The sequence below is a fragment of the Rhodothermus bifroesti genome (assembly GCF_017908595.1).
Taxonomy (GTDB): Bacteria; Bacteroidota; Rhodothermia; order Rhodothermales; family Rhodothermaceae; genus Rhodothermus; species Rhodothermus bifroesti.
Window position 1 is genome coordinate 335,569 of sequence record NZ_JAGKTL010000002.1, and the last position, 19,772, is coordinate 355,340.

At 56.9% G+C, this 19,772-nt stretch carries 11 protein-coding genes; 8 read left to right on the plus strand and 3 right to left on the minus strand.

Going from position 1 to position 19,772, the window contains the following annotated elements; translation table 11 throughout:
- Nucleotides 1-26 precede the first annotated feature (26 nt).
- From J8E65_RS05195 to topA, 5 genes are all read left to right on the plus strand, one after another.
- Nucleotides 27-1,922, plus strand: a complete 1,896-nt coding sequence (locus J8E65_RS05195; RefSeq protein WP_210374363.1) for an AMP-dependent synthetase/ligase — start codon at nt 27-29, stop codon at nt 1,920-1,922.
- A gap of 276 nt (nt 1,923-2,198) precedes the next feature.
- Nucleotides 2,199-4,610 carry a 3-hydroxyacyl-CoA dehydrogenase/enoyl-CoA hydratase family protein gene (locus J8E65_RS05200; protein WP_210374365.1) on the plus strand — a complete coding sequence of 804 codons (2,412 nt, stop codon included), beginning with the start codon at nt 2,199-2,201 and terminating at the stop codon, nt 4,608-4,610.
- Nucleotides 4,611-4,630: 20 nt separating this feature from the next.
- Entirely contained in the window at nt 4,631-5,818 is a 1,188-nt protein-coding gene (locus tag J8E65_RS05205; protein ID WP_210374367.1) for a thiolase family protein, read from the plus strand.
- 41 nt (nt 5,819-5,859) lie between these two features.
- Nucleotides 5,860-8,364 carry an acyl-CoA dehydrogenase gene (locus J8E65_RS05210; RefSeq protein ID WP_210374369.1) on the plus strand — a complete coding sequence of 835 codons (2,505 nt, stop codon included), beginning with the start codon at nt 5,860-5,862 and terminating at the stop codon, nt 8,362-8,364.
- A 147-nt stretch (nt 8,365-8,511) separates the two neighbouring features.
- A complete protein-coding gene (gene topA / locus J8E65_RS05215; protein ID WP_210374371.1) occupies nt 8,512-11,079 on the plus strand; it encodes a type I DNA topoisomerase in 2,568 nt (855 codons plus the stop codon).
- Between the two features lie 3 nt (nt 11,080-11,082).
- Here topA and J8E65_RS05220 read toward each other — a convergent pair whose 3' ends face one another.
- Nucleotides 11,083-15,096 (minus strand): hybrid sensor histidine kinase/response regulator, encoded by a 4,014-nt coding sequence (locus tag J8E65_RS05220; protein WP_210374373.1) that lies wholly within the window; start codon nt 15,094-15,096, stop codon nt 11,083-11,085.
- 122 nt (nt 15,097-15,218) lie between these two features.
- Entirely contained in the window at nt 15,219-16,163 is a 945-nt protein-coding gene (rsgA, locus tag J8E65_RS05225) for a ribosome small subunit-dependent GTPase A (RefSeq protein WP_210374375.1), read from the minus strand.
- An 82-nt stretch (nt 16,164-16,245) separates the two neighbouring features.
- Here rsgA and J8E65_RS05230 point away from each other — a divergent pair, with 82 nt between their 5' ends.
- The 3 genes from J8E65_RS05230 to J8E65_RS05240 are packed head-to-tail and all read left to right on the plus strand — an operon-like array spanning nt 16,246 to nt 17,196.
- Nucleotides 16,246-16,452 carry a hypothetical protein gene (locus J8E65_RS05230; RefSeq protein ID WP_210374377.1) on the plus strand — a complete coding sequence of 69 codons (207 nt, stop codon included), beginning with the start codon at nt 16,246-16,248 and terminating at the stop codon, nt 16,450-16,452.
- 5 nt (nt 16,453-16,457) lie between these two features.
- On the plus strand, nt 16,458-16,718 hold the full coding sequence (locus J8E65_RS05235) for a hypothetical protein (protein WP_210374379.1): 261 nt from the start codon (nt 16,458-16,460) through the stop codon (nt 16,716-16,718).
- 4 nt (nt 16,719-16,722) lie between these two features.
- The gene (locus J8E65_RS05240; RefSeq protein WP_210374381.1) at nt 16,723-17,196 is read left to right on the plus strand and encodes a PH domain-containing protein; all 474 of its coding nucleotides are present in this window, start codon (nt 16,723-16,725) and stop codon (nt 17,194-17,196) included.
- Here J8E65_RS05240 and lon read toward each other — a convergent pair.
- A complete protein-coding gene (lon, locus tag J8E65_RS05245) occupies nt 17,186-19,681 on the minus strand; it encodes an endopeptidase La (RefSeq protein ID WP_210374382.1) in 2,496 nt (831 codons plus the stop codon). The genes J8E65_RS05240 and lon overlap by 11 nt on opposite strands.
- Nucleotides 19,682-19,772: the final 91 nt, after the last annotated feature.

Consider the following 19,772-nt stretch of genomic DNA (forward strand, 5'->3'; position numbering starts at 1 on the left):
TTGCATAAACGGAAGCGCTTTCTGTCATGAATGAGCGGATCTACACGGCACCCCCGGATACGGGCGTATCTATACGTGGCAAAACGCTTGTGGATGTGCTCTACGAAGCACAGGCGCGCTACCACAATCCCCACTTCCTAAATCAGCCTGTGGGTTTGGGCCAGTGGCAGCCGCTTTCGTTGCACGACTTTGTCGATCAGGTCGAAGCGTTAGCGCTGGGACTGCAAACCCTTGGGCTGGCGCGTGGCGATCGCGTGGCGTTTTTTATGGAAAGCGACGCGCATTTCTGCCTAGCCGATATGGCTTGCCTATTGGCTGGGCTGGTGGACGTGCCTATTTACCTAACGCATGCGCCCGAGTCGATCCACTACGTGATAGCGCATGCCGAGGCGCGCGTGCTGGTCGTTTCTAACCAAGAGCGGCTCGAGCATATCGCCTCGCTGCTGCGTACGCTCCCTTTGGTGACGCACGTGGTAGTGGCTGATGCCACTGGGGTAAACGTTTCAACAGTCGAAGGACGGCCCTTGCATACGTTTGCCGAACTCATGGCCGAAGGTCAGCGTCGGCGGGCTGCAGATCCAGAAGCAGTGGTACGCCTGCGGACGCAGATCCAACCCTCCGACCTTGCTACCATCATCTATACAAGTGGCACTACAGGCCAGCCCAAAGGGGTGATGCTCTCGCACGAAAATCTATCTTTCAACGCGCTCACGTCCTTTAGCGGTATCAAAGCCTATCGTCCTGGAGCTGAAGGTGAAGTGGCGCTTTCCTTTTTGCCCATGACGCATGTTTTCGCGCGCACGCTCTTTTACGGCTATCTCTACTATGCCACCAGCATCTACTTTACCACGCCAGAGGCGCTGCGCGAGGCGTTGCGCCTGGTGCGCCCAACCACATTTGCTACGGTGCCGCGCGTGCTGGAAAAGATCTATGGTGCTTTGGTGGAGCGGGCTGCTACGATGCCTGGCCTAAGGGGCCGCATTTTTCGCTGGGCACTTCGCTTGGCCCAGCGGTATGAGCTGGGCCAAACGCCGCGCGGCCTCTATCGCTGGCAGCTTCGCTTGGCCGATCGGTTGGTCTATCGCAAATGGCGCGAAGCATTGGGTGGACGCATTGGCTTTATCATTGCTGGGGGAGCAGCGCTTTCGGCTGAGCTGGCCAACATTTTTGCTGCAGCTGGCATTCCGATCCTACAAGGCTACGGCCTTACAGAGACCAGTCCAGTGATCACCTATAACCGCCCTGAGCTTAACCGGGCTGGAACGGTTGGGGTGCCTATTCCAGGCGTTGAAGTCAAAATTGCGGAAGACGGCGAGATTCTCACGCGTGGACCGCACGTGATGCTGGGGTATTACAAAGACCCAGAGCGCACACGTGAGGTAATCGACGAAGCCGGCTGGCTGCATACTGGAGACATTGGCTACTTCACCGAAGAAGGCTTTCTGGTCATTACTGACCGTAAAAAAGACCTCTTTAAGCTCTCGACCGGCAAATACGTGATGCCGCAACCGCTAGAGCAACGCTTGACGGCCGATCCCCTTGTCGAGCAGGCACTGGTTGTAGGTCCAGGTTATAAGTTTACGGCCGCGCTTCTTTTTCCTGAAGAGGAAGCGCTTCGCCGCTTGGCTAAGCGGCTAGGGCTTGACACCAACCGTCCGCTAGAGGCCTTGGTCCAAGAACCCAAGATCTTGGCCGTCTACCAGGAAATCGTTGATCGCGCCAACGAGGGTATGGACCCTTGGGAGCAGATCAAGCGCTTTGTATTGGTGCCAGAGCGCCTTTCGATTGAAACGGGCACGCTGACGCCCACGCTCAAAGTGCGGCGCTCCGTGCTTTACCAACGGTACGCAGACCAAATCCGGGCGCTCTATGAAGGAAGTGCGTCGGAAGCTGAACAGGAATCTACCCCGTCAACCTTCTAAGGGGCCATGAACGCATCAACGCTGCCTTGGAGGCAAGCATCAGGTGTTGCTGCAGCTAGGCATTGGATGTGTTTTAAGAGGCCACAAGATGCGCTTGTATGCACATGGGGCCATCTTAATTGCCCAAGGAAGGTAACGGTCGGGGGTGAACATGGGCTGGGCAACATCAGCGGCCGTGAACAGCTTAGACCACTACACTGGGCAGGGAGTAGAAAAAGTCAAAAAGCTTTTAGGAAAATAGCTCTTGGGTTGGCTTGAACCTAACAGGAAGATCCTATGGAAACCTCTACGGTTGCTTTAAAAACACTGGCGCGCCTTGAGCCGTGGCGCTTCCGACCTTTTCGCAAGGCGGCGGTGCTGGGTGCAGGGACTATGGGTGCCCAAATTGCAGCCCACTTGGTCAATGCGGGCTTAGAAGTCTGGTTGTTGGACATTGCGCCACCTGAAGGGCCCAAAAATGCCATTGTCGAGCAGCAATTTCGCAAAGCACTTGCGCTAAAGCCCGATCCTTTCTTTGATGAGGCAGCCAAACAGCGCATTCGGTTAGGCAACTTCGAGGAACACTTTGACCACGTCGGTGAAGCCGATTGGGTTATCGAGGCTGTGGTCGAGCGCTTGGATATCAAGCGGCAGGTGATGGCTCGCGTAGAAGGTGTTGCTCGAGAGGATGCGGTGATCTCCACAAATACCAGTGGTTTGCCTATTCGTGAGATTGCCGAAGGCCGCTCGGAAACGTTTCGACGTCGCTTTCTGGGCACGCACTTTTTCAACCCGCCACGCTATCTCAAGCTGCTCGAGCTGATTCCCACGGCCGATACCGATCCCGAGGTTCTGGGTCGCGTGGCGCACTTTGCCCGTTTTTATCTGGGCAAGAGCATTGTAGTGGCGCATGACGTGCCTTACTTCATTGCCAACCGTATTGGGGTCTATGGCATGATGCGGGTGATGAGGCAATTTCTGGAAGGACAGTACACGATTGAAGAAATTGATGCCCTTACAGGGCCTCTGGTGGGCCGGCCCAAGTCGGCCACATTTCGCACAGCCGACCTGGTTGGGCTCGATGTCATGCTGGATGTTGCCCGAAATCTGTACGAAAAGGTTCCTGGGGATGAAAACCGTGAAGCCTTTAAACCACCTGCGTTGCTAGAGACCCTGGTAGCTCAAGGAGCGCTAGGACAAAAAACCGGTGCAGGGTTCTACAAAAAAGAAAATGGCCAGATTAAGTCGATTAATCCGGCCACAGGCCAGTATGAACCGCCGCGGCCGCTCAACCTGGGTGACCTGGAGCGCTTTAAGGCAATTGCGGACTTGCGGGCGCGTCTTCGGGCACTCTACGAGGACTCGGGCCGTGTGGGAACGTTTTTCCGCGTCACCACGCTCGACCTGTTGGCCTATGCCGCCCACCGCATTCCGGAAATCACCGAAAACCCGGCTGACGTCGACCGGGCTATGCGTTGGGGCTTTGGCTGGGAGCTAGGGCCGTTTGAAATTTGGGATGCCTTGGGCGTTAGCCGTGTAGTGGAGGATTGCCGTAGCCTGGGATTGACCTTGCCTGATTGGGTGACGGTCATGGCCCAGCAAGAAGGGGCATCGTTTTACAAACAGGAAAACGGCCGCTTGCTGGTGTACCGTCCAAGTGAGGGACGGTACGAAGAAGATCCGCTTCCCGGAGATGAGATTCGGCTTGCTGTCCTCAAGGCCGATCCAAAGCGTACACTTTGGAAAAACGAAGAAGCCGCGTTGCTGGACTTAGGCGATGGCGTGGTGCTCTACGAATTCCGCTCTAAAGCAAATGCCCTAGGCCAGTGGGTGATGCAAGGCCTGGCCGAAGTGATCGATCGCGTTGAAAACGATCCTAATCTCCGCGGGCTGGTAATCGGTAACGAAGGTCGCCATTTTTCTGTAGGGGCCAATTTGGGCGAAGTGGTGATGGCTGTAGCTCAGCAGGACTTCAAGCTGCTCGAGATGTTTCTCGAGCAGTTTCAAGCCGTGATTCAGCGGGTGCGCTATGCTACTAAGCCGGTGGTGGTGTGCGTCCATCAACGCGCGTTGGGTGGAGGCTGTGAGATGGTTATGGCTTGTCCTCATCCCGTAGCTGCTGCGGAAAGCTACCTAGGGCTGGTCGAATTGGGTGTGGGTTTAATTCCGGCCGGTACAGGTACGACGCGCTTAACGATCAAAGCAGCCGAGCAGGCGCCCAGTGGTCATCCCAGCGAGATCCTGCCCTGGATCCGCAAATACTTTGAGACCATCGCAATGGCTCAGGTAGCCACCAGCGCTCGGCAGGCGCAAGCGATGGGCTTTTTGCCTGCGCACGCTTGCATCGTGATGCACGAAGACCGGCGCTTCCACGCAGCAAAGCAAGAGGTCATTCGTCTTTCTGAGCAAGGTTATGCGCCGCCCGTTAGGCCCACAAGGGTTAAAGTGCTAGGCCAGCCGGGATATGCAGCGCTTATGGTGGGCGTTGATCAGTATCGCAAAGGGGGCTTTATCACCGAGTACGATCAGTATCTGGCCTCAAAGCTCGCCTATGTAATGACCGGAGGTGCGCTGACGCACCCACAGGAGGTCTCCGAAGACTATTTACTTGCTTTAGAGCGTGAAGTCTTCCTGCATCTTTTGGGGCAGCCTAAAACGCAAGAGCGCATCCTGCACCTGCTCCAAACCAACAAACCACTCCGCAACTGATGCCAAAAAGCACGCAAGCCATGCAAGCCAACGGAGCCTATATCGTTAGTATTGTGCGCACGCCGGTGGGTAAAGCCGAAAAGGGGGCGTTGCGCAACGTTCGTCCAGAAGAGCTAGGCGCCATTGCCGTGCGCGAAGCCATTCGCCGCGTCAAAGGCCTGGAGCCGGAATTGATTGACGATGTGATCATGGGGTGCGCTTTCCCGGAAGGCCCACAGGGCATGAACCTTGGTCGCATCGTTGCCCAAAAAGCCGGCTTACCGGATAGCGTTCCAGGCGCCACCGTTAACCGCTTTTGCTCGTCGGGTCTGCAAACGATTGCCATGGCCACGCAGGCTATTGTTGCAGGCTATGCCGATGTTGTGGTCGCTGGGGGTACGGAGTCGATGAGCCAAGTGCCCATGAGTGGTTTTTTCTTTCAGCCCGATCCTGAATTGGTGGCGCGCGACATCGATGTGTACCTGTCGATGGGTCTTACGGCCGAAAATCTGGCTGAGCGCTACGGCATTTCGCGCGAGGAGGCCGACCGCTTTGCGTTGCGTTCGCATATGCGGGCTGTTGAAGCCATTGATGGGGGACGGTTTGACGAGGAGATCGTGCCGGTTCGGGTGCGTGAGGTGGTCTACGACAATGGGCAAACGCGCCTGGAGGAAAAAGAAGTTCGTATCGATGAAGGACCGCGTCGCGACACCAGCTTAGAGGCTTTGGCCGCGCTGCGGCCGGTTTTTAAGCAAAACGGTACGGTTACAGCCGGAAACGCTTCGCAGAAGTCCGACGGAGCGGCAGCTGCTGTGGTAATGAGCGAGCGTATGGTGCGTGAGCTTGGGGTTGAGCCCTTGGGGCGGCTGATTGGCTTTGCGTTGGCAGGCGTGCCACCCGAGATCATGGGTATTGGTCCGGTGGAAGCCATTCGCAAAGTACTTAAGCAAACGGGGCTGTCGCTTAAAGACATCGACCTCATTGAGCTTAACGAGGCGTTTGCTGTACAGGCCCTGGCGGTCATACGTGAAGTTGGCCTCGACGAGGAGAAGGTGAACGTCAACGGCGGTGCGATTGCACTGGGGCATCCGCTGGGCTGCACCGGTACGAAGCTGACGGCTACGCTACTCTACGAGTTGCGGCGGCGGGGTGGTCGCTACGGTCTGTGTACCATGTGTGTAGGAGGGGGCATGGGCGCGGCCGGCCTTATCGAAAACCTGCAACGCTGAGTTTCTAAGGCACCAACTGCCAAGCATACACGGAGGGTACTATGAACCTACCGTTTTATCATTTTTTGGAGCCTATAGGTGCTGGCTGGGTTGTGCTGCTGGTACTGGCGGGCGCATTGACGCTGGCGTTTACGGGTGCACCGCTGGGGCTATGGACGCTGGCCGTGGCTGTTGTGCTCTATGGCACGGCGGCACCTGTTTGGCTTTGGGTGGTCTTCGGCGTACTGGCCATTGCGTTCAACCTAAAGCCATTGCGGCGGGCATTCCTCTCTAAGCCCCTGATGAACCTGCTGAGGACCTCGGGCTTTTTGCCTAAAATTTCGGACACCGAGCGCACAGCCATTGAAGCCGGTACCGTGTGGGTTGAGGGTGAGCTGTTTGCCGGCAAGCCCAATTTTCACCGCTTACTGCGTGAAACAAGCTATCCATCGCTTTCCGAAGAAGAGCGCGCCTTTCTGGAAGGTCCGGTTGAAGAACTCTGCCGCATGGTCAACGACTGGGACGTCTGGCGACGGCGCGACTTGCCGCCTGAGGTGTGGCAGTTTATCCGAGAGCACAAGTTTTTTGGCATTATCATTCCCAAAGCCTACGGTGGTTTAGGCTTCTCGGCCCTGGCCAATAGCGCCGTGGTGCAAAAGCTGGCCTCGCGCTGCGGTCCCTTGGCTACAACCGTGATGGTGCCAAATTCGCTTGGACCGGCCGAACTGCTGATTCACTACGGAACGCCAGCGCAACGCGATTATTATCTGCCGCGGCTAGCGCGTGGCGAGGAAATCCCTGCTTTTGCCCTGACGGAACCTGGAGCTGGATCGGACGCAGGCGCTATCCAGGCTACCGGGATAGTGTTTCGTGGTGAAGATGGCCAGCTTTACTTGCGCTTGAACTGGCAAAAGCGCTACATCACGCTGGCTGCCATTTCAACCGTGCTGGGGTTAGCCTTTAAACTCCGTGATCCGCAAAACTTGCTGGGCCAAGGTGAGGACGTGGGCATCACGTGTGCGCTCATTCCCACCAGTACGCCGGGCGTGAAACTAGGCATGCGGCATGACCCCCTCGGCGTGCCCTTTTACAACTCACCCGTTGAAGGGCACGACGTCGTCGTTCCCATCGATGCGATTATTGGCGGGCCACAGTGGGCTGGCAAAGGCTGGCGCATGTTGATGGAATCATTGGCAGCTGGACGAGGCATCTCGCTGCCTGCATCATCGGCCGGTGGGGTTAAGCTGGTCTACCGCGTTGCCTCGGCGCATGCCAAGGTGCGGCGGCAGTTTGGATTGCCTATTGGGATGTTTGAAGGCATTGAAGAGCCGCTGGCCCGCATCGGGGGGTTCAACTACCTGATTGAAGCTGCACGGGTCTACACGTGTGGTGGGCTGGATCGTGGCGCCAAGCCAGCTGTGGTTTCAGCCATCATGAAGTACAACACGACTGAGCTCGGCCGCCAGGTGATCAACGATGGGATGGATATCTTGGCCGGGAACGGCATTTCCCGAGGACCACGTAACCTGCTGGCCCATGGGTACATTGCGACGCCGATTGGAATCACGGTCGAAGGCGCGAATATCCTAACGCGCACATTGATGATTTTCGGCCAGGGGGCCATCCGCTGCCACCCATATGCCTACAAAGAAATCAATGCCCTAGCTCAAGGAGATGTGCAGGCGTTTGACGAGGCGTTCTGGGGCCATGTTGGCCTGGTGGTGCGCAACAGCGCCCGCGCACTGCTGCTCAGCTTGACGCGTGGTCGGCTAGCGCGCACGGGCGTTTCTGGACCAGCTGCCCGCTATGCGCAGAAACTGGCTTGGGCTTCGGCCTCGTTTGCCTTCTTGGCCGATCTGGCTATGGCCGTGCTGGGCGGTAACCTTAAGCGAAAGGAAAAGCTTACAGGCCGTTTTGCTGATATCTTTTCGTGGATGTATCTGGCTACCGCTACCCTACGGCGCTTTGAAGCTGAGGGTCGCCTCGAAGAAGACCGGCCGTTTTTCGACTGGGCCATGCAGTATGCCTTTTTCCGCATGCAACAGGCCTTCGAGGGACTTTTGGATAACCTGCGCATTCCAGGACTGACCTGGTTTTTGCGTGGACCGGCAGCCTGGTGGTCGCGCCTCAACCCACTGGGGAGGATGCCCTCCGACAGCTTGGGGCATCGCGTGGCACAGTGCATGCAACTGCCGGGTGCGCAACGCGAGCGCATGACTGCTGGCATGTATTTGCCGTCGGATCCAAACGACGCCTTGGCTCGCCTTGAGCGGGCATTTCAGTTGGCTTACGAAGAAGATGAGCTGCTCAAGAAAGTCCACGCCGCTGTCAAACAAGGCGTACTGCAAAAAGATCGGCCAGATCGTTTAGTGCACCAGGCCGTGGAAAAAGGCATCCTGACGGCCCAAGAGGCCCAGCGCATTCAAGAAGCCGAAGCAGCGCGTTGGGATGCCATCCAGGTCGATGCCTTTACGCTCGAGGAATACCGCCGTTTCTACAATGCACCACCGGCCGGTATTGCAGCCGCTGGCGACGGTAGCCGCTCAGCCGTGGCTACGCAGCCGTAGCCGTTGTTGGGAGTGGTTAAGGGTTCAAGAGCCGGCCTTGGGTCGGCTCTTTTTTGTGGGCATTCCCGCTGGAACGTTGGCCATCGGTAGGCGTGAGACTGCCCGCCTGCACAGCAGGCTATTTTAAAAAGGCTGAATAAATCCGCTATGAAGCGCCTGGTCGTCGTTGAGTCGCCTACAAAAGCACGTACGATCCGCAACTTCCTGCCGAAAGATGGCTTTCGCGTTGAAGCAAGCATGGGGCATATTCGCGATTTGCCCGCTTCGGCAGCTGAAGTTCCTGAAAACCTAAAGCATGAGGCCTGGGCACGGCTGGGCGTGCGCATTGACCGCGATTTTGAACCGCTTTATGTCATTCCACGCGATAAACGTAAGGTCGTTCAGCAACTCAAAGAAGCGCTAAAAGAAGCCGACGAGTTGTACATTGCTACCGACGAAGACCGTGAGGGCGAATCTATCGGCTGGCATCTGGTCGAAGTGCTCAAACCTACGGTGCCAGTTCGACGCATGGTGTTTCACGAGATCACGCGCGAGGCGATCGAAGCGGCTTTGCGCAGTCCCAGACAGATCGATCTGAACCTTGTGGAAGCGCAGGAGGCGCGGCGCATTTTAGATCGATTGGTGGGCTACCTTGTCTCACCAGTGCTTTGGCGTAAAATCGCTCCACGGCTTTCGGCTGGGCGCGTGCAAAGCGCGGCCGTTCGGCTCCTGGTTTTGCGCGAAAAAGAGCGCATCGCCTTTGTCGCTGCAACCTACTGGGACCTTAAAGCCCTACTGGAACACGAAGGCCAGCGCTTTGAAGCGGTACTGACGCACCTAGATGGCATCCGCATCGTTGGGGGTAAGGACTTTGATGAGCATACAGGGCGCCTCAAAGCTGGGCTAGTGCCCGGGCGTGAGGTGATCCTGCTGGATGAAGCACAAGCGCAAACGCTAGCGCAGCGGCTCAGCACCGAGCGTTGGAGGGTGGTCGATCTTGAATCGCGTACGGTAAGCCGCTCGCCGGCTCCACCCTTCATCACCTCGACGTTGCAGCAAGAAGCCAGCCGCAAGCTAGGCCTTTCGGCACGGCAAACCATGCAAATCGCTCAGCGCTTATACGAACAGGGCTACATTACTTACATGCGGACCGACTCGACGCATCTCTCTCAAGAAGCCATAGAAGCCAGCCGCAGAGCGATTGTTGAACGTTATGGAAAAGCATACCTGAGTCCGCAGCCGCGTCAGTATCAAAGCCGGGTGCGTAATGCCCAAGAAGCACATGAGGCCATTCGCCCGGCCGGACGTGAAATGAAAACTGCCGAGGAATTGGGCTTAAAGGGGATAGATGCCGCCTTGTACGACCTAATCTGGAAGCGCACCATTGCTTCGCAGATGGCAGATGCACGGCTTCAGCTCCTAACGGTACATCTGGACGCGGGTGATCGGCCCCCCATTGCCCGCTTTAGGGCCTCAGGACGCACAATTGAGTTTCCAGGCTTTTTCCGGGCTTACGTAGAGGGCAGCGATGACCCTGAAGCTACGCTTGAAGACCGCGAGCAGCCGCTCCCACCACTCCAACGAGGAGACCAGCCTCGCTGCCAGAAAGTGGAGGCGCAACGGCACGAAACGCGCCCACCAGCGCGCTACACTGAAGCTACGCTCGTCAAGACCCTAGAACAAGAAGGCATTGGCCGACCTAGCACCTACGCCACCATTATCGACACCGTCCTCCAGCGCGGCTATGCCATTCGCCGTAACAACCAGCTGGTGCCAACTTTTATGGCCTTTGCCACCAATAATTTGCTAGAGACCTGCTTCCAAAAACTGGTCGATCTCGGATTTACCGCGCAAATGGAAGAGGCGCTCGACGAGATCGCTGCAGGCCGACAAAAAACTGTGCCTTATCTGCGACAGTTTTATGAGGGGGAGGAAGGTCTGGAACGCATGATTGATGCGGCACTGGAGCATATAGACCCCCGTGAGGTGTCGACCATCCGCTTTCCGCAGTGGGAGCCGTATGTGGTGCGGGTGGGACGCTACGGACCTTACGTAGAAGGACCGCTCGATGGCCAACTGGTGACGGCATCGCTACCACCTGAGCTGACTCCTGGTGAGGTCACGCGCGAAAAGCTTGAAGAAATCCTGCGTGGTGAGCAAGTCGATGATCGCGTGCTCGGATTGGATCCCAAAACGGGCCTTCCTGTGCTCCTGCGCCGTGGACCCTATGGATACTACGTGCAATTAGGGGACGACGAAGCACACGGTAAACCCAAGCGGGTTGCTTTACCGCCAGGCATGGAGCCTGCCGTGGTCACCCTGGAGCATGCCCAGGAGCTTCTGAAGTTACCCCGGCAGTTGGGTAAGCACCCCGAAACGGGTGCGCCGGTGCTTGTCGGCATTGGCCGCTACGGCCCTTATGTCCAGCACGGGCGCACGTTTGCTTCGCTTAAAGAAGAAGATGATGTGTTTACCCTAGATCTAGAGCGCGCCTTGGAACTGCTGGCCGAAAAAGAAGCCCGCAGCCGACCGCTCCGTAGCCTGGGGCGCCATCCCGAAACTGGCGATCCTGTGGAGCTCTGGGAGGGCCGCTACGGCCCCTACGTGAAATGCGGCCGCACGAACGCCTCGCTGCCCGAAGGCCGTGCTCCTGAAGCCCTTACCCTCGAAGAAGCGCTCGAACTGCTGCGCACCAAAGCCCAAAAGCCACGCTATGCGCGTCGCAAATCGCGCTGAAGTTTAGCTTGTAGCAGTTGGAATCCACCGGGTTAACACCGCTTTCAGCTCGTCTTTCTTAAAGGGCTTGGCAATGTAGTCGTCCATGCCTGCCGCTAAGCAGCGCTCACGCTCGCCACGCAACGCGTTGGCTGTCATGGCAATGATGGGCGTGCGACGGCCCTGCTGCGCTTCATAAGTGCGAATTTGCACGGTGGCTTCAAAGCCGTCCATGCCCGGCATGTGCACGTCCATCAAGATAGCATCGTAGTGGCTTCGCTGAACAGCATCGACGGCCTGTTTGCCATCGCTGACCACATCGCAGGTGTAGCCCAAGCGCTCCAGATGGTAAAGGGCTACTTTTTGATTTACCGGGTTGTCCTCGGCCAGGAGCACATGTCCGAGCCGGGGTGTTGCAGCAGATGCAGGCAACGCCTCGATTGCCGCCGTTTCAGAGCTGGTCGAGGGAGCTGTTGCACTGACCGGCTGCCTGGCCTGGCGGATCTTGACGAGCGTGTTGAATAGGTAAGACTGGCGGGTCGGTTTTGATAGAATGGCGGCAAAAAGCGATTCATCCATGAGGTGATAATCCTGGCGCGTAAACAAATACGAGCTAAGCAAGACAAGTGGGGTGTCGGCCAGCGCTGCATCTTGCTTAATGGCCCGGGCCAGCATAACACCATCCATTTCCGGCATCATCATGTCGAGGATAGCGATTTCTAACGGGTGCTTTTGGCGTGCGGCCGCCCGCATCAGCTCAAGCGCTTCAGCAGCGCTTCGGGCCAGGGTAGGATGCATGCCCCAGTTGAGCGTCTGGCGACGCAGGATTTCACGATTGGTTTCGTTGTCGTCGACGATGAGGACGCGCACGCCCCGGAGCAGCGCGCGGCGCTCATCGCCGTTAAGCTTCGCTTGCCGTGGCCGCCGAAAAGGAATGCGTACGGTAAACGTTGAACCTTTTCCTGTCTCACTCGCTACGCTAATGGTACCGCCCATCATTTCCACAAGCTGCTTCGAGATGGCCAGGCCTAAGCCTGTCCCTCCATAGCGTCGCGTTGTAGAACTGTCGAGCTGCGAGAACGGCTGAAACAGCCGGTCTAGCCGCTCTGGAGGAATGCCAATGCCCGTGTCTTGCACCACAATACACCAATGGGCTCGGCGCTCGGTAAGGTTTTCCAGCTTGGCTTCAACGATAACCTCGCCATGCTCGGTAAACTTGATTGCGTTTCCTACCAAGTTTGAAAGCACCTGGCGCAGCCGGTGCGGGTCGCCTTGCACGTCCAGCCCGCGTTCTTCAATAAAACAAACCAACTCCAACTGTTTGGTAGCTGCACGTGAAGCAAAAAGCGTAATGACATCTTCGATCACTTCCTGCAGGTCGAAGTCGAGCGTTTCCAGTTCTAGCCGGCCAGCTTCGATCTTGGAAAAGTCTAGGATGTCGTTCAAGATGGTCAGGAGTGTTTCGCCGCTGCGGTGGATGATTTCCACGCATTCGCGCTGTTCTTTGGTAAGATCCATCTCGAGCAGTAGCTCGGTCATGCCCAGCACGCCGTTCATTGGCGTGCGGATTTCGTGGCTCATGTTGGCCAGAAATTCGTTTTTAAGCTGACTGGCACGAACAAGCTCTGCATTGGCCTGCTCTAGGGCTTCTTTGGTACGCTGCAGGTCGGCCAACGCGGCTTCCAGCTGGCGTTTTTGCTGCTCAAGTTCGGTCGTACGCTGGGCGACCAAAGCTTCGAGCCGTTCTTTTTGGGCTTGAATGCGGTAGATGCGGTAGCGATGCAAGGCGCCAATGAGCAGGCCTAGCAGCGTCACCAGGAGGGCGGCAAACCAGGAAGTTTGCCAGAAAGGTGGGGTGATTTCAAAGCGAGCAGCTACCGGCTCCGACCAATCCGAAGTGGGCTTGCGCGCCTGCACTTCAAGCACGTAAAAGCCTGCTGGCAGATTGGTGAAAAAGATCGAAGGGCCTTCCAGCCGGCGCCATTCTACTTCGCTATCGAGTGGTTTGCGCAGCCAAGACCGGTTGCGTTGAAGCGGCTGAAACGTCAAGCTCCACTGCGTCTCCAAATTTCGCAAGCGGTAACGCAGCTCCACCTGTTCCGCCCCAAAAAACGAAAGCAGGGCAACACGGCCGCTTAGGGTGTTGTGCTGATTGGAGACTTTGATTACAGCGTCTGGGGCGAAGGACTGCGTTCCCAGCATGAGGCTATGAATACGCAGGCGCGGGGGACGATCGCTCCACAGGTCTTCTTGTGGATTGTAGTGGCTTAGGCCATCCATGGTGCCAAACCAAAGCGTACCGTCGGCATCGGCCCAAAAACCACCGGCATTCGACTCATAGCTTGCGTACCCCTCCAAGGGACCATAGTTGACAAACCGCTCCCCATCGAAGCGGTCTACGCCACGGGCTGTGCCAATCCAGAGGTTGCCTTGCAGATCGACCCCAATAGAGTAGACGGCATCGTTGTGCAGCCCATCGGCCGTAGTGTAAGTCCGAAAGCGATTTTGCTGCGGATCATAGACTGTAATGCCCAGCGCAGCGCGATAACCAAACCAAATGCGCCCTTGGCGATCCTCGGCCAAGAAATACGGGTTGTTTCCGGCCATGCCGTCTTTGGAAGTAAACGTACGCCAGTGGCGTCCGTCCCAGCGTGAAAGCCCTAAGTCGCCAGAAATCCAGACGTTTCCACGGCGATCTACAAGTAACCGCGCATCGGTGAACGTTTGCCCAGGCACTTCTATCTTGACAAAACGCTCGCCGTTTTGCCGAAACACACCGGCTTGTTGCGCAGCTACCCAAAGGCGGCCTTCCTGGTCTTCGGCAATCGACATGACGCTGACGCTCTGCGGAAATCCGGCCACGCGGTGAAAGCCACCGCCGTCGTAGAAGGCTAGACCTCCAAGCGTTCCAATCCAGAGTCGGTTTTGCCGGTCTAAGTGCAGTGCGTGCACAAACGCGCTGGGTAGGCCATTGCGCTCGGTGTAGACATGCCAGCGCTTGCCATCAAAGCGGTTAAGCCCTCGGCGTGTACCCACCCATAGGTGTCCTCTTTGGTCCCGAAGAATCGGGCGCACCATGTTGTCGGCCAAACCGTCTCGTACGGTATAGTTTGTAAAGGCGCGACCGCGAAACTGAAACAGGCCCTTTAGGCTACCAATCCAGAGCATGCCCTCGTGGTCGACCATGAGGGCTGTCAGCGTAGAAGAAGGTAGGCCATGTGCTTCGGTCAACAGGCGTAGGCCGGAGGCATCAATGCGGATCAGGCCCTCAAGCGTAGCTGCCCACACAACGCCAAAGGAATCGATGGCCAGGCCCCGGCAGTTGCCTGGCCATCCGTCTTGGCTAGTGTAGCGGCGCACGACACGGCCATCTTGCAAGGCTAGGAGTTCCCGCTGTCCACATGCCCAAAGTCGCCCTTCAGGGTCTTCAGCTAACCGGTGAATGGGTTGTCCCGCGACAGCGGCCACCGATTGCCATTGAGGGGAAGGGCCTTGATAGAGGCCATCTTGCGCAGCAACCCACAGCCGACCAGCGCGATCGAAGCGTAAATCATGAATAGGCCGCTCGCCAAGCGGGGTAATCCGTTGAATATGCTGCGCTTTTAGCAGCACTAAACCAGCCTGGGTGCCAATCCACAGCTGGCCTTGCCGGTCAACAGCTAAAGCCTGAATTTGCGCGGAAGGTAATCCTTCGCCAAGGCCAAAGTTTTCCAGTTTGCCGTTGGGGTAGCGTCGGCTAAGCCCGCTGCGTGTACCGATCCATAGCGTGCCGTCGGGCCCTTCGGCCAGGTCCATGATAAAGTCGCTGACCAATCCCTCGCGGATGCCCAGCACCTCAAAACTAAATCCATTAAATCGGTTGAGTCCGGCCTGGGTACCAATCCAAACATAGCCTTGACGATCTTGCAGTAAAGCCTGCACGACAAGCTGGGAGAGGCCATCGGCACTGGTGTAGGTATGGAAATAGTGCTGCTGTGCCGATGCAGGCAAAATAAATAGAGGCAAAAACCAAAGAACGCGAAGAAGGTGAGGCTGCATGGCGTGCAGGGTTAACCGGGGCAACCATGACCTGGTTGGCAAACCCTATGCCAGTCCCAATAAGCAAACGTAACCGTTTACTTTTTAGGAACTTGTTTCATTTAGCGGAAAAATTGGCCGCTTTAGCGGCCCACGTCTTTTTCCCCGAGCTGAAGGCTGGAGAGGATGTTGAGGTAGCTTAGGTAGCGTGCTTTGTCGATGTGTCCGGCTTCGACAGCGGCGCGCACAGCGCAGTCGGGTTCATGGGTGTGGGTGCAATCCGGAAAGTGACAGTTCGAGATATAGGGGCGAAACTCAACAAAATAGTGTGATAGTTCGACGGCCTCTAGGTCTGTCACGCCAAATTCGCGTAGTCCGGGGGTGTCGACCACAAAGCCCCCAAACGACAGGGGATAGAGGGCAACGTAGGTGGTGGTATGGCGTCCTTTGCCGGTTTTTTCGCTGACTGGGGCAGTGCGCAGGTTGAGGTTGGGTTCCAACGCATTCAGCAAGGTGGATTTTCCCACGCCCGATGGTCCTGTAACGACGCTAACGCGATCGTGCAATGCCTGGCGCAGGGCATCGAGTCCTTCACCGGTGACGGCGCTGGTATGCAGTACCGGATAGCCTAAGACAGCGTATCGCTGGGTGAGCTCCTTGAGGGCTGGCTGATCTGCGTCGGTAAGCAGATCTAACTTGTTGACAATCAACCCGGCTGGAATTTGGTAGCGTTCGGCGGCTACCAGTACCCGATCGATAAAGCCCGGGTTGGGTTCAGGTAGATGCACAGCCTGCACGATCCATACAAAGTCGATGTTGGCTGCGATCACATGGCGCAGGCCGGGATGACGGCCTGCAGCGCGACGAGAGAGTTCATTGCGCCGCGGATATACGTCTACAATGAGGCCGGTACCATCTGGATTAAGCCGCAGGCGCACGCGGTCGCCTACCACGACCGGGCTAGTAGTTTTGTCGCCTGTGAGTCGGAACTTGCCGCGGAGGCGGGAGGGAATGATCCGGCCGTCAGCTTGCACATCGAACCAGCTTCCGGTTGCTCGGATGACTGTGCCTTCAAGCTGTTGCACCATATTTTCTCGTAATGATGAAACCTGATTTTCGGTTGCTCGTCTACCTAGTATGTTTGCCTTTCACTTTTATGCTAGGCGCGCCATGGAGTCCTTTCGATACGAAGACGTACGCCGCGTGTTTGAGCGGCTCAAGCTTGAAGATAAGGTGCGATTTTTGATTGAAGCTACAGCGGTGACCCTAGCCGATGGTATTGAGGCAGCAGGGGCAGCGCTGTCGCGGGGGCTGGAGCGCTGCATGGCTGCCCGATCGCCAAAGGTCTCGTCCGATCGTCCTGCTTCAGAAGGGTAAAGGTCATGGATAATACACGGCGGATGGTGGAGTTTGAGCGCCTCAACGCGTTGGGGAAGACGGTCTTTGTAGCCGGAATGGTTGTGCATGCGAGTAAGGGGCTACTTCGGCGTTTGGTGCGCCACGTAGCTCGCATAGCTGTAGAAAGTGAACGCGCTTTTAAAGAGGGGCTCAACCCAAAGATTGAAGACGCTCGCATCCTCGAAGAGCATTCCCGGGCGTCTACTCCAGCCCCGAAAGAGCCTCCGGGTAGCTCTCCTTGCTAACGTTATGGTATTTGCCTCGCGCGTAGATCGCTGGCTATTTTTACTCCTTGCTGGTGCTTTAGCATCTCCTTTTGTTTTGGCTGTATGGTTGGGCTCCCAGGGGCAGCGTGCGCTTGCGCTACTTGTGGTAGGTCTGGGCATTTTTGACGTGTTTTTGGTGCGGGTGTTGGTTTGGCCCGTGCGGTACGTGTTGACTTCCAAGGCGCTCGTGGTGCATTCTGGGCGGATTCGGATTCAGATCCCTTACGAACGGATTGAACGCGTGGTCGCCTACAACATATGGCGCAATGTGCTTATCCCTACGCCATGGGTAGGGTTTTCGCTGCGTGATGCGTTGTGTGTGGAATACGCCAAGCGTCGCCGCGCGCAGCTAGTGCTTACCCCGGAGGATACTGACGGTTTTTTAGATGCTTTAGCGGCGCAGCATGCCGCGCTGCGCCGCATGGGTCCAAGGGAAGTAGTGCGGGTTATCCCGTAATCACATCGGCAACAGTACCGTTAGTTGGAACGCGTTCGGCTTCAGGGATGCCATACACTTGGGCTGGATCGCGCATCGGTTCTGGTTCCAAGGCTTGTGTTAGGACCTCATCTACACGCCGCACGTAGAGGATGTCCAGTCCTGCCAGCGTTTCGGGCTTGATTTCTTCAATGTCTTTTTGGTTTTTCTCCGGTAGCAACACGGTTTGGATGCCTGCGCGCTTTGCTGCAAGCACCTTTTCCTTAATGCCGCCCACGGGTAGCACGAGGCCGCGTAGTGTAATTTCGCCTGTCATAGCTACGGTGTGCCGAACGCGGCGCTGCGTGTAGAGCGAAGCTAGGGCCGTAAGTAGTGCCACGCCGGCCGAAGGTCCGTCTTTAGGTACGGCACCGGCTGGGACGTGCACGTGCACGTCCCAGTAGCGGAACGCGTCCAGGGGAATGCCGAGCTCATCGGCGTGCGCCTTAATATAAGAGAAAGCCAGCTGGGCAGATTCTTTCATGACTTCGCCGAGCTGCCCGGTAAGAATCAGCCGGCCGTTGCCGCGGGCTGCCGAGGCCTCAATGAACAGGATATCGCCCCCTGCAGGTGTCCAGGCTAGTCCGGTGGCGACCCCTGGGACCTCAGTGCGCTCGGCCACTTCAGAGAAGAACTTCCGTGCGCCCAGATATTCCTTAAGGTCAGCTGCGTCCACTTGGGCTGAAGCAATTTCGCCCATGGCGATCTTCTTGGCTACGCCGCGCACTACCGAGGCGATGGTGCGCTCGAGCTGGCGCACACCGGACTCACGGGTATAGCCGTCGATGATCTCTCGAAGGGCAGCTTCGGTGATTGCAAACTGTTCTAGCTTAAGGCCATGTTGTTCCACCTGCCGCGGTACCAGGTAGCGTTTGGCGATTTCCAGCTTTTCATCCTGCGTATAGCCGTTGATTTCGATGATCTCCATGCGGTCGCGCAGCGGCGCTGGAATCAAGTCCAAGTAGTTTGCCGTAGCGATAAACAGCACGTGCGATAGGTCGTAGTCCAGCTCCAGGTAATGGTCGCTGAAAGCATTATTTTGCTCAGGGTCTAGCACCTCGAGTAGGGCACTAGAGGGGTCGCCCCGAAAGTCAGCCCCCAGCTTATCAATTTCATCGAGCATGAAGACAGGGTTGGCCGTGCCGGCTTTCTTCATGCCCTGAATAATGCGGCCGGGTAGTGCGCCAACATATGTCCGGCGATGGCCACGGATTTCAGCTTCATCGCGCACGCCGCCTAGGCTGACGCGGACAAACTTCCGGCCTAGTGCACGTGCGATGCTTTTGCCCAGGCTGGTTTTTCCTACGCCAGGTGGTCCTACAAAGCACAGGATGGGCGCCTTCATGTCGCCCTTGAGCTTGAGTACGGCCAGGTACTCAAGAATCCGCTTTTTGACCTGCTCTAGGCCGTAGTGATCTTCGTCCAAGATCTGCTGCGCCTCCTGCAGGTCTAAGTGGTCTTCCGAGTATTCTAGCCAAGGCAGCTCTAGGATCCAGTCGATGTAGTTACGGGTGACGGCATAGTCTGGCGAGGCCGGGTTCATCCGTGAAAGCCGCTCGATTTCTTTCAGGACTGCCTTGCGGGCATGTTCAGGTAGCGGCTTTTCTTCCGCGCGCTTGCGCAGGGCTTCGAGTTCCGCTTCTTCGTCGGCTTCGCCCAGCTCTTCTTGGATGGCTTTAAGTTGCTGGCGGAGCAGATATTCGCGTTGCTGCCGGTCTACATCGCTTTTGACGCGGGAGCGAATTTCTTGCGAGAGCTGGAGCACTTGCAGCTCACGCGACAGATGCTGCATGAGCAAATCAGCCTGCGCTAAGATAGATTGGGCCTCCAGGAGCTCCTGTTTAGCCGCCACGTCGATGCCCAGGTTAGAGGCAATGAAGTAGATCAGAAAAGCGGGCGATTCGATGTTTTGAATTGCAAAGGCCGCTTCGCTGGGCAAGTTGGGCGACAGGTTGACAATCTGGACGGCCAACTCTTTAATGGAGCGAACGCGTGCTTGCAGTTCGACATCGTCAACTTCGTCGATGCTATCGCTCAGTGGCTGCACCCGCGCGATAAAATAGGGTTCGGTTTGAATGTATTCAGTAATTGCAAACCGCCGTCGACCTTGAATGACAATCGACTTCGATCCATCAGGCATTTTGATCAGCTTGAGGATCGAAGCCACCGTCCCCACACGGTAAAGGTCGTCTGGTGTAGGATTTTCTACCTCACTGCTACGCTGGGCTACCACGCCAATCAGTCGATCGCCTGCAAAAGCGTCCCGCACCAGTTTTAAGGAGGCATCGCGCCCAACGGTGATGGGGAGCACCACGCCCGGATAGAGCACCGTGTTGCGGAGTGCCAGAATAGGAAGCGTTTCGGGCACCTCCTCGGCGCTCATGGCTTTTTGTTCATCCGGCGTGGGCAGAGGAATGCTCTGCTCGGGGTCGTCTTCTAGCAAATAGAACAGATCTCCGTATGCCATAAGTCCATCTCCAAAACGTCGCCAATATGTTGTGCCGCTTCGACACGCTGCCATTTTGGAAGACTCCTGGCAGCTCAAGGCGGCATTCTAA